Origin of the sequence: Paraburkholderia sp. SECH4 (assembly GCF_030511745.1) — a bacterium.
GTDB classification, from domain to species: Bacteria; Pseudomonadota; Gammaproteobacteria; order Burkholderiales; family Burkholderiaceae; genus Paraburkholderia; species Paraburkholderia madseniana.
This window is the reverse complement of record NZ_JALOCP010000082.1, coordinates 1-10,909: the sequence shown is the minus strand read 5'-3', so window position 1 is coordinate 10,909 and position 10,909 is coordinate 1. Positions and strand designations below refer to the sequence as shown.

The window sequence follows — 10,909 nt, the reverse complement described above, 5'->3', positions numbered from 1 at the left end:
CAAACTGCATCGCCAAGTCAGGCGGGGCCTCACGAACTTCTGCAAGGCCGACTCAATATTCGACTGTCTGGTTTGGCCGACAAGTTGCCGACTATCGACGCGACATGAACGGCGGTTGGTCGGGACGGATTCAACCGGTGGATGCAATAGTTTGCTGGAATCGTTCGGCTGGCGTTTCGTAGTTCAAGGTATTTCTCGAACGCTCGTTCAATCGTCTCGCCACGGCGTTGAGTTTAGCCTGCGAATACGCCGACAGGTCGGTGCCTTTGGGGAAATACTGTCTTAATAGCACGTTCGTATTTTCGTTCGATTCGCGCTGCCACGGATGCTGAGGATCACAGAAGTAGACCGTGATATCAGTGGCCACGGTGAAACGTTTGTGCCAAGCCATTTCCGTTCCCCGATCCCTTGTCAGCGATTCATAGAGTTCCTGCGGCAACTTGCCGGCATGCCGGATGAGCGCGCCAAGGCGTCAATGTCTGGCGATCTGAGAAAGGAGCAAGGTCTTGGCGACGAGAGCGCAGCGCAATCGAAAGCGACAGTCGATGCTTTTCTGAAAAGGCCATGCGGGCCTGCCGCTCCGAGTACAGCCACGACCGCATAGCTCGTGAACGCGATGCCGAAGTGTAGCGCACGACAGTTGTAGAGAGAAAACGCAGAACGCGGAAAAGCCGCTCTCACCTGTCAACTGCGACAATTATGCTGCGCACCCACAACGTTGGTTATTAGTAAGACTCTATAACTACGGACGTCAGCACCGCCCCAAACTGCTCATTATGCTCATGAACATTTGCAACTCCTCGCGCTGCCGCAAACGGAACGATACGGAAACTCACCATACCGTCCGCATTAAGCAAGTTCATTGTGCGTAGACGGCTAATTGGATCAGATATTGGAATGGAAAAGGTGTAGGGGCCCGGCATCACATGGTGACCGAACATGGACAGTATGCCGGCGTAATGTGGGCTATCAGGCTGGACAGCTGCGGTGTTAGGCGCCCCGTTCAGAACAACTACGTACACTTCATGTGTCCAAGGCGGTAAGCTCATCGTGATCTTGGCAACCAACGCCTCATCGCGCCGGACGTCAGTGCGAACAAGTATGTTCGCGGGAAGCCTTACAGAAGCGCTTCCGGGGCTGCCTGCGCTGATCGCTCGATTCTCGACGATTGCTGCGAACACGCGCGGCGGCAACGGGGCAATTTTAGCTGCTGCCGGTATCGCGACCACGTCTTCTCCCGCCCCCGGCTGATAGTCGTAGTCAAAGTCTCCTATTGTCTCGTAGTCTCCAGTTCTGGTTTTAGTCACTGTCTTACCTTTGGCGTCAACGAAGAACAGGAACGGCTCTCTAGCCCATCGATAATAGTCAGTGTTCCGTTCAGCCACTGTCTTTTCGTTGTCAGGTAGCGTCGTCTTGAGGGAAATGCCGTCAGGCAGTGTGGGCAATCCGCGTATCGCCTGTTTGCGCGTCCACACGTCCCAAAGGCGGTCGATGTTAGCGTGATGCAGAAAAAAGATCGGATCGGTGGGTGACATCAAGTCCACCATGAATCCGTCCGAATCAACAAGGTTGCAGGTTCGAGTGCCTATGCAATTGTGAATAAGGTTATGTGGTTGATTTTCGAGGATACCTGATCCGGTTGGTCCACTGTGACTCGCGCTCTTAAGACTCCCGAACGTCGTGAAGTCTTTTGCTGCGAGCGCGGGATATAGCGTTTTGAACGATACCGCGTATTTCGTGTTGGCATTTAATTCTGGGGCTTGCCTTGTCAAGCCACGTGTATTTGGCTGTTCATAGAAAAAGCTTCCCATTGGATTTTGAACTACATCAAACCATAAATCGTCAGGAAACCGAATCATGCGACTCAATAGTTGCCCATATTGAGATCGCGGATTGAAGGTGCCGTTGGCCTCAGACCAGTAACCTGCGTTCGAAATAGCGACCCTAATTTTGTTCTCGAAACCGGATCTCGTTGCGATGAAGGCAGGGTTATTTGGATCAAGTACGTCATCGAACATTGCATCGGGTATGCGTGGATCCGCGGTCCAGTCCCAGTATGGCAGCGTAAAATCTGGGTCCGCACTCAATTCGCGGCATATCTGTTCGAACCATCCCAAATAGGCCCGATGCCATGGGAGAAACCACCAATTCCCATGTGGGCAGTCCATAGTGTGGATCAACGCATGGCGGTACCAGTTTCTCGGATCATCTGCCGGAAGAGCCAACATGGCACGAATTGCCTTTTTGTAGCTCGCAAGTATGCGTGAACTGAGTTGAGGGTTTGAAACATTCACCCGACGGTAACGCGCTAGCGACGCGGATTTGGCTTTGCCTAGCGGCAATATCGACGCACCAACAGCCACGGCCATCGCTTTCAGCAACTCGCGCCGGGATCGGCTTGTAGGTAGAAATTCGCTCATAGACATGGCAATCCGTTTTCACGATTGTTGATTGAACGTGCCGTGATACTGCTCGAACGAAAGATCCGGGTTTGTAATGTTCGTGACTATCGTCTTGCGCCCGTAGTCCTCGACATGAACCACAGTAGTCTTGTCAGACTCTTGCCAAGTCACCAGGAAGATCGTGTCCGATATTGGCTCAACTCGGATCTTGACCGCCTCCGATGCACCGCGAGTTCCATCCTTTCGGATACCTGTATATGTAAGAGAAGTCAAGGACGTAAAATACAGTTCAACTCGGAACTTCACGAAGTCGACGAGGTAACGGTGGCCGACGGCTGGAAACAAGGGCTCGCCGTGGACTCGTCGAGTCCAGAGAAGCATCGGCCAGATTGCAACGTACGCTGAAAATCCTTCCAATATCCGACGTCGCATTGCACCTTTGCTGTTCCGTCTTGAACGTCGGTCGCCGATCATGTCTGGAGCACAGCAATGAACGAGGCGGTATAACCAGCCTTTGCTGAGCCATGTGGCCTGGCTCGAAGTATAGATCCGACAAACGCAGCGTGCTGGTCAATCCCTTTAGCCCAAGTCGGCACTATAAAACCGTGGTAGTCATACTCCCAATTCTCTGTAGGCGTTTCGACCCGCCCCACGCCAGCTATTCTCGCTACGCTCGGGTACACACCGTCAGAGGGGAGCAAGTCACCGGCAAGGTCTAAGAAATAGCCCCCACCCATGTCTAGTATCCCTAGGACGCTACCAGCCTTGGGCGGCACCTGGAAGATCATCGTCGCCTCGGCAAATATCAGCGCCAAAGCCTTGTTTGGGTCGTCGCCGACTGTGTCCGGTCGATTGTGAAAACTGCGGTAGGTCCATGTGGAAGCAGTATCGATAGACATACCAGTCTCCTTGTTCGGTTATCTCGACCAGCTGTCAGACTTTATTCTGCAATTGACATGACGCGTCCGCGAACTTGGATCCGAGAAAGAACCATGCGACACAAGCAATAGCCGGATCTCTTCCGGGCCTAAACGACAGCAGAAAATATGGATTCAATGGCAGTCTAATTTTTTGCTTTGGCGCGCGATAACGGACAATGTTCCCTATTTTTAGACCAGTTCGCCTCGAGATTCAAGGTTCCTTTTAGGCTGTCTGGTAAGCACTAGTGTCCTTACGTGGAAATTTCATCCAGCCCAATGCAGCCGGAGGTAGAGCAGTCCAGAGTTCAGGAGTCAGCCATCTAGGTAACAATGAAGTACACCGAAGCGAGACCTTGCCTTAGTCGCTACGATGATATGCAAAGGTATCCCGATCCTGAGCAACTCACTAGCCGATTCAGGTATCCGTCTCAGACACGCCGCCTAACACTACTTGCCCGTGTAAGGGTCTCCTAGAATGAAAGGTGGTTTGTGATTAAGCACCTTATTCAGTAACGTCGTGCTGCTCGTACCGCGTCAGTTTCGCGGGAAATCAATCGTCGCCATCCACTGAGGCATATTGCGAATAGAGCGTCCGCACGGGAGGAACAGTACGTCAACCTTTTGAAGGACGCACGGCGAGTCTGTTGTTAGGCACCTCCTCCAACATTTGCGAGATTTGTCTATCGAGGGTCACCGCGTGGCTAGCCGCTCCGAGCGATCCTGTGCCGTTCGGATTTTGGGGCAAAGCCGCTTGACAACTTTCCGCATTCGCCTACATTGAGTACGTGACACCGCACCGAGCGGTCGGTTTCACCATAACAATGACAGAAGGAGTTCAAGTCCACGGAGAACAAAACTTCGGCGACTCAAAATGGGCTTTTCATCACCATCCTTCCAGTAGCCCCCGTACCCCGAGAAAACGTCGGGTTGATTGAGCATTTCAATACTAAAAATCTATTCGGCGTGTTGCATCTTGTATTGACAAAAATGTCGATAGATTAGGAGTCCTGCGCTAGCGTCTGCATCAAAGCATTAATCTGCAAGGGAAAACGATGCAAGCTCCCACTAGACATCATGATGCATTGAAACTTTCCGACCTAATACTAATATCCGTTTTCGCGCCTTTTCGGTCTGCAAAAATTATTTTGTGGCTTGCTGCAACCGTGTTGACTTGGCTATATACCGTCAACGTTGCGTCGGCACAGACGGAAGACCGCGTCGTTACCAACCCGCCTATGCTGGAGATCCAGCAGGGAACCTTATCAAAGAGTACGTTGCTGGCGCTGCCCGCAGCTCCGCGCATGACGAATAGGAAAGCCCTCGACCTCAACGTTGTCTATACCGAGAGCAGCATCTACAATTCGGCTACCGGTCGCCTGGATAAGGTCAGGTTGCGCAGTTATGAAGGCGCAGGCACGAATCCGACTACTCCCTACGTCGCGCCGACGATTGAAGTGAGACCCGGCGACACCGTGCAGATCACGCTGCATAACATGCTGCCGTTTGATCCAAGCTGTATCGCGATGGGAATGGACCCGGATGTGCCGCATTGCTTCAATGGGACCAACTTACACACCCATGGCCTTTGGGTTAGCCCAACCGGCAACAGCGACAATGTTCTGTTGTCGATCAACCCGGGCGTTAGCTTCCGTTACGAATATAACATCCCGCCAGATCATCCTGCAGGCACCTTCTGGTACCACTCGCATCGACACGGTTCGACGGCGCTGCAGGTATCAAGTGGCATGGCAGGAGCACTAATTGTACGTGGCGATCGCTTACCAACGTCGACTGCCCACGGGGACATCGACACGCTGCTGAAGAGTCGGGATGGAGATCCAGTTGGCGAACGAATACTGGTGCTGCAGCAGATCCAATATGCGTGCCTTGATTCAAGCCGCAATATCAAAGTGCAGCGGGATGATAAAGGAAAAGTCATCGCGTGGGTCTGCGCACCGGGTGACACTGGGTTGATTGAGTTCTACGCGGACAAGAATGGTAACGGCTTTGGGCCAGGCACGTGGAAAGAGTCGGGCCGCTTCACCAGCATCAACGGCATAGTACTGCCGACCTTCCGGGCGAAGGCAGGAGATATCGAGCGCTGGCGCCTCATTCATGCCGGAGTACGCGACACAATTGCTTTGCAGTTCTACAGAATGAAGCCACAAGCCGAATCGATCAATCGATTGACAGCGATCGCGGCAGATCAATTTATTGCCGACAATTGCACAGGGGATCCGGTTCCATATTACCTAATTGCCGCGGATGGACTAACGATGGCCGCTGCGCAGCAGGTGACGACCGCTACGTTGCAGCCCGGATATCGGAACGATGCACTAGTCGTGTTCCCCGACGCGGGACGGTATTGTGTCGTCAATGCAGCGATCTCAGCACCCGCTAGTGTGTCGCGCCGCGCCGAGCCTCGGCGACTGCTCGGCATCGTGGACGCGGCACCCGGTACCCACGTGTTAAACATCTCCAATTACGTGGTGGATAATCTGGTAACGGCTGCGCAGCGCAGCATGCCCCCTGACGTGCGAGGCGCTATAATCGCGGACTTAAAGAGCGGCTTTCGACTGACAAATTTTACCGCCCATCCAGACATCACTGATGCAGAAGTCGAGGGACATCAGTATCTGACGTTTTTCATCGACACTTCTGCCGACGACGCAAAATTCGAGGTCAGCAGTGCGCCGTTCGATCAACCTTTTGAGCCGAAACCCTATGATCCGAACCGCGTCGACCGCACGCTGATACTGGGTAGCGCCGACGAATGGCAACTTCAGTCACGCTTTGTCAGCCATCCCTTTCACATCCACGTCAACCCCTTCCAAATTGTGCGGATCCTCGACCCAAACGGGAACGATGTTAGCGCGCCGGGAGCGGTGGACAACGCCGACGGTCAGCCGCCAGACCCACAATATCCCGGCCTCAAGGGCGTGTGGAAGGACACCCTATGGGTGAAGAGCCTGATTCCATCTCTGGACGCCTACCCGAAAGGAGTCTATACGATCGTCATTCGTTCCCGTTACGAACGCTATATCGGCGAATATGTTCTGCACTGTCACATCCTCGATCACGAGGATCAAGGTATGATGCAAAACGTACGCGTTGCCCTGCCGGACGGAAAGGGTGGCGCCGCGCATGAGCACTGATCGCAGCAGTCTTCGAACCGATGGGCCCTAAGCTGCATCGCTTTCGTGGTCGAACGGTTGGTTATTAGTTTCTCCGTACCGACCAGCGTCCGACAATCTCCATAGATGCTATGTGGGACTACCCGAAAAAAGTCCGTTTAGCTAAAACGGAATTTCCAACTCTGGCGAAGGAGACGGAAATGTCCACGACGCAAGCAGTCCCACAAGACAAGGATACGGTGATCCCGGGCGAGCTGTACATGAGCTTCGAGCTCGGCGACAAGTCCTGGAAGTTGACGGCCAGCGACGGCCAGCACGGCCCGAGCCGTTACAGCGTGCACGCGGGCGACACCGCTGCCGTACTCGACTGCGCGCGCCGCGCCAAGGCGCGCTGCGGCCTCGACCCGCAGGCCAGGATCCATTCCTGCTACGAGGCCGGCCGCGACGGCTGGTGGCTGCACCGCTGGTTGACCGCCCAAGGCATCGACAACCTCGTGGTTGATGCCGCCAGCATCGAAGTGAACCGACGCGCAAGGCGAGCCAAGACCGATCGGCTCGACGGCGACAAACTGCTTGCCATGCTCAGGCGCTACCACGCGGGCGAGCGCGTCTGGTCGGTGCTGCGCGAGCCCACGCCCGAGCAGGAAGACGCTCGCCGCACGCACCGGGAGCTGGCCCGGCTCACCCAGGAGCGCATCGCACACATGAACCGCATCCGCTCCCTGCTGATGCTGCACAACGTGCGTCCGCAGGTCGTCATCGGCGGGCGCGACTGGGCGCACTGGTGTGCAAACCACCGGGATCAGGTGCCACCCGTGCTATGCGGCGAGATCGAGCGCGAGAGTGCGCGGCTGGCGCTGGTCAAGCAACAGATCAAGATGCTCGAAGCCGCGCGGCGCGAAGAGCTGGCCGAGGGCAAGCACCCGCTGGTGGCCCAACTGGCCCGGCTGCGCGCGATCGGACCCAAGGGCGCCTGGGTACTGGTCAAAGAAGTGTTCGGCTGGCGACGTTTCGCCAACCGGCGCGAGGTCGCCGGGTGTCTGGGACTCACGCCCACGCCCTACGACAGCGGAGATAGCCAGATCGAACAAGGCATTAGCAAAGCCGGCAACCGACGAGCGCGCACGATGCTCGTCGAACTGGCCTGGCGCTGGTTACGCCTGCAGCCCGACAGCCTCCTGACTCAGTGGTTCAATCGACGCTTTGCGGCCAACGGCAAGCGCATGCGACGTGTGGGCATCGTCGCGTTGGCACGGCGTCTCGCCATCGCACTATGGCGCTATCTCGAGCACGGCGAGATTCCAGCCGGGGCCTCGCTCAAGTCCGATGCCCCCTGACGTTTCGGGTCAACATCGTTCGCGTGGTCTGGCAAGGAACACATCATGATCAGAGGTCAACGCGCCCGTAACGGCCGCGGGTCACCACACGGTGACCGCTCCCAAAGATGGGGTGCGCCGGTAACTGGGGTTTGCCAGTGCGCCTTGCGCGCATGCTGCATGAGGTGCAGGATCTCCACGTCCTGCACGGATAGAAGTTCGTTCCGGCACTGGCTGGAACGCTCGTCACACCCCGACCTTGGATCAGGATCGAATGGCTATGCGGCACGATCGCTTCATGCCGTTAATGACATAAAGGTATCACCGTGAAATCCGATCCGTTTACCTGACGATCGAAATCGCCTTGACAAACATGTCCCCATAGAAGCGGCCGTTCGCGAAAAGAGAGAGTCACACGTCCACGAACGTCTGCACTGGCCGAACAACCGCTGCTGATCCGAATGTTGAGTTTCGGCAGTTGATCGGCCATAGTTGACGTTCAGGTGTCACCGCCAGTGAGGCAGCTTCAAGTCGCTTTCCTGCCGTTCGCGCATCGATGGCCCGCGAATGTCAGGTCTCGTTGTCAGCGAACGCGTGCACCCGACCCTGAATGGGCGGTGAACTAGGCGTCATCTCTTCCGCAGTTTCCCGGGTACAGCGGTCGTTCACTTCTTCGAGTTGCTCGGCAGACCATCGGCCTTAGCCGTCAACCCTGAAGGGGTTTGGGAATTGCTCAAAAATCAGGCCTTCATCGGTTCGAGGCCTGATGAAATAGGCGACAAAATGGAATGTCTGCTCGTGGACCGGACGCCCTGGCCAACCGTGACTTGTGTGGTACGCGGGAATGCGGTTCCATGGCTCCTCATCTGTGAGAGCTTCCGACACGTTCGAACGTCGGTCAGGGCGCAGGAGCACCACACGAGTTGGGTGGCTCTTAGTAGTACCTCGTCCGCCTTGAGCCCATTCAGACAATTCAGCCGCCGACAGCTCATGTAATCACCACGCGGTTGTTGAGCAATGCCACGTCGAAATGCACGAAGTCCGAAATTTCGATTTCCGCATGGCCGCCGCCTTCAACCGCCACACTGTACCGAGGCACACCGTTGTCACGGCGAATCAAAGGATCGGGAGGCGGTTGCTTATACGTCCCCGAAGGCGGTAGCCAGGCCAAGTGGTAGGCGTTGTCCACGAACGCCACCTTTCTCAGCACTTTAGGCGAGACATCGATCATCCTTTTTTCGGGGATCGTGATACCCATTGTGCTATCGAAGTACTGTGCGGTCCAGAATGCCGGTGCCGTCTTCAACCTAGCGACCGAGTGGAAGCTCGGCGCTCCAATAAGGTTACTGTCCATGAACACGTCATCCGCGTCGCCATATAAAAGGTACTGCAATCCGTTGGGATAGTCTGCATCAGGGTCGATCTGATGGAAGTGAAGGACTGCATCAATGTGAACAGGAATGTTCGACTCAAGCCCAGGTAGCGGAATACCTTCAGGGTGATCCGGCGGATAGTACTCGACGTCGCACAACGGCATGTCGACGATCTTCCCTGCGCCGATGTCCGGTAGAGACAAGTGATCATGAAGGATTTGTACTTGGCCAGCACCAAATGCTGATGCGCGCAATTTCTCGTAGATGTTCGCGTGCGCCGGGTTCACGAAGTGACTGCGCAAAATGACTTGGAAACGATGACGCTCATCCGCGATCACCGGCGTGTGCGTCATATAGAGTCTGGCGCCGGAACGTCCGCCGGTGACAAAACCATGAAAGTGCTGTAGACCACCGTGTCCTGGCATACCTGGCATACCTGGCATATCGCCCATGCCATTGTCAGGAGGCGGTGGTGCTGGAACTCCTACGGCTACGACCCCCGTCATGCCGGCATGATAGCGACATTGGTAGTTGAAAACGCCCTTCTGACCGAACCAAACGGGGCTGGAAACCTCGCCCGTGGCCAACGGCCCAACGTTGAAGTAGAAGCTGGCGTCAGGGTCGGTCTCGACCGTGTGGGGCACTGGATCAAGGTTTCTCCACACCACGTATGCCCCTACCGGGACTTCCAACTGAGGAAATGCATACCCAGAGATATCAGCAATTATCGTCTTCGGCATGATCGATTCTCATATGATTAAAGATGGGGACACTGATCGCGGCGGGAGATTCCATTCCGTACCCAGTTGGCGGTATAGGGCATTGAGATGGGCGACATCTTTCTCCCACCAAGCCTCAACCCAACGGGCGTAACGTACCGCCCCTTCATGAGGGCTAAGACCGACAAACACAGCATTGGCCTGGTAGGCTGCCATCATTCCGGACATCACCGCTTTTAGCACGCCGTGCGAGGAAGTCGGATCCAACACGGCCGCTGCATCCCCGCAGACAAAATAGTGGTGACCCGCCGGCATGGGCAGTCGCTTCCAGGTCACGTCTGCACCAAGGGCGGGACCATCATCGAGCAAGTCGGCGATCGGGTCTGGCTTGGCCAGCTGGGACTTAGACCAGGTAAGACGTGCCCACGCAAGGCGTGTGGGAGAAATACGGGCACTCCACCACCACCCGGTCGTGTCACCAGACAGATGGGGCCAGCGATCTGTCCATGTTTCCGGCAGCGTGCAATACCCATACCGCACGCGTAATGGCGGTGATGCTATTTCGTGATCGAGGCCCAGTTTCCGCCCGATCCAGCTCGCTTGGCCGGAAGCGTCGATGACGTAGCGTGCGGTCACAGCACCTTGATCGGTTGATACCGCAGCCAATCCCACCTCGAAGCGCACATCCAGCGCCCGACTGGGCTGCAAGACCACCACGCCCAGCTCACGCGCTCTGGCCATCAAGAGGGCATCGAGATCCGCACGATCAACCTGGTAGCCAAGCCACTCACCGGTGCCAGAGGGGCTAAACGAGGTCACTTCACTCCGGCCACCCCAATCGACCACGATACCTGCATGACGGCAGGTACACGCCGCCTCGACGGCCTTGAGCACGCCCAGCTGCCTGAACAAGGACTCAATGCCTGGATGCAGCGTTTCGCCGGGCCGCGGGCGGGGAAAGGCCGAGCGCTCGATAAGCACAACAGATCTGCTGTGAACGGCTGTGAGAAGCCGACACTAAACGGCGGCGTCAATCAGAGATACG

7 protein-coding genes and 1 pseudogene are annotated in these 10,909 nt (G+C 56.0%); 3 read left to right on the top strand and 5 right to left on the bottom strand.

Annotated elements, in window-relative coordinates; genetic code table 11:
• Positions 1-130: 130 nt before the first annotated feature.
• The 3 genes and pseudogenes from M0D67_RS41395 to M0D67_RS41385 form a co-directional block, all read right to left on the bottom strand.
• A pseudogene (locus tag M0D67_RS41395) lies at positions 131-463 on the bottom strand (IS30 family transposase); the annotation flags it as partial.
• A gap of 262 nt (positions 464-725) precedes the next feature.
• Positions 726-2,420, bottom strand: coding sequence for a tyrosinase family protein (locus tag M0D67_RS41390; RefSeq protein ID WP_266243471.1), 1,695 nt, complete (start codon positions 2,418-2,420; stop codon positions 726-728).
• 452 nt (positions 2,421-2,872) lie between these two features.
• Complete coding sequence (locus M0D67_RS41385; protein WP_266243470.1) at positions 2,873-3,301, bottom strand: hypothetical protein; 429 nt, start codon at positions 3,299-3,301, stop codon at positions 2,873-2,875.
• Between the two features lie 1,073 nt (positions 3,302-4,374).
• Here M0D67_RS41385 and M0D67_RS41380 point away from each other — a divergent pair.
• Together M0D67_RS41380 and M0D67_RS41375 are read left to right on the top strand one after the other, a co-directional pair.
• A complete protein-coding gene (locus M0D67_RS41380) occupies positions 4,375-6,477 on the top strand; it encodes a multicopper oxidase family protein (RefSeq protein ID WP_266243468.1) in 2,103 nt (700 codons plus the stop codon).
• Positions 6,478-6,656: 179 nt separating this feature from the next.
• Positions 6,657-7,793 (top strand): IS110 family transposase, encoded by a 1,137-nt coding sequence (locus tag M0D67_RS41375; RefSeq protein WP_266243466.1) that lies wholly within the window; start codon positions 6,657-6,659, stop codon positions 7,791-7,793.
• A 967-nt stretch (positions 7,794-8,760) separates the two neighbouring features.
• On the opposite strand, the gene M0D67_RS41370 is transcribed toward M0D67_RS41375, so the two are convergent.
• Together M0D67_RS41370 and M0D67_RS41365 are read right to left on the bottom strand one after the other, a co-directional pair.
• Entirely contained in the window at positions 8,761-9,885 is a 1,125-nt protein-coding gene (locus M0D67_RS41370; RefSeq protein WP_266243464.1) for a hypothetical protein, read from the bottom strand.
• Between the two features lie 9 nt (positions 9,886-9,894).
• Positions 9,895-10,683 carry an NAD(P)/FAD-dependent oxidoreductase gene (locus tag M0D67_RS41365; RefSeq protein WP_266243462.1) on the bottom strand — a complete coding sequence of 263 codons (789 nt, stop codon included), beginning with the start codon at positions 10,681-10,683 and terminating at the stop codon, positions 9,895-9,897.
• 36 nt (positions 10,684-10,719) lie between these two features.
• Between M0D67_RS41365 and M0D67_RS41360 the strand changes: the two genes are divergently transcribed.
• Positions 10,720-10,909: hypothetical protein (locus tag M0D67_RS41360; RefSeq protein ID WP_266243460.1), on the top strand; the 190-nt coding region annotated here is incomplete at its 3' end.

Coding starts and splice junctions, on each gene's coding strand:
- M0D67_RS41390 (WP_266243471.1), bottom strand. CDS start 2,420: ATGAGCGAATTTCTACCTACAAGCCGATCCCGGCGCGAGTTGCTGAAA.
- M0D67_RS41385 (WP_266243470.1), bottom strand. CDS start 3,301: ATGTCTATCGATACTGCTTCCACATGGACCTACCGCAGTTTTCACAAT.
- M0D67_RS41380 (WP_266243468.1), top strand. CDS start 4,375: ATGCAAGCTCCCACTAGACATCATGATGCATTGAAACTTTCCGACCTA.
- M0D67_RS41375 (WP_266243466.1), top strand. CDS start 6,657: ATGTCCACGACGCAAGCAGTCCCACAAGACAAGGATACGGTGATCCCG.
- M0D67_RS41370 (WP_266243464.1), bottom strand. CDS start 9,885: ATGCCGAAGACGATAATTGCTGATATCTCTGGGTATGCATTTCCTCAG.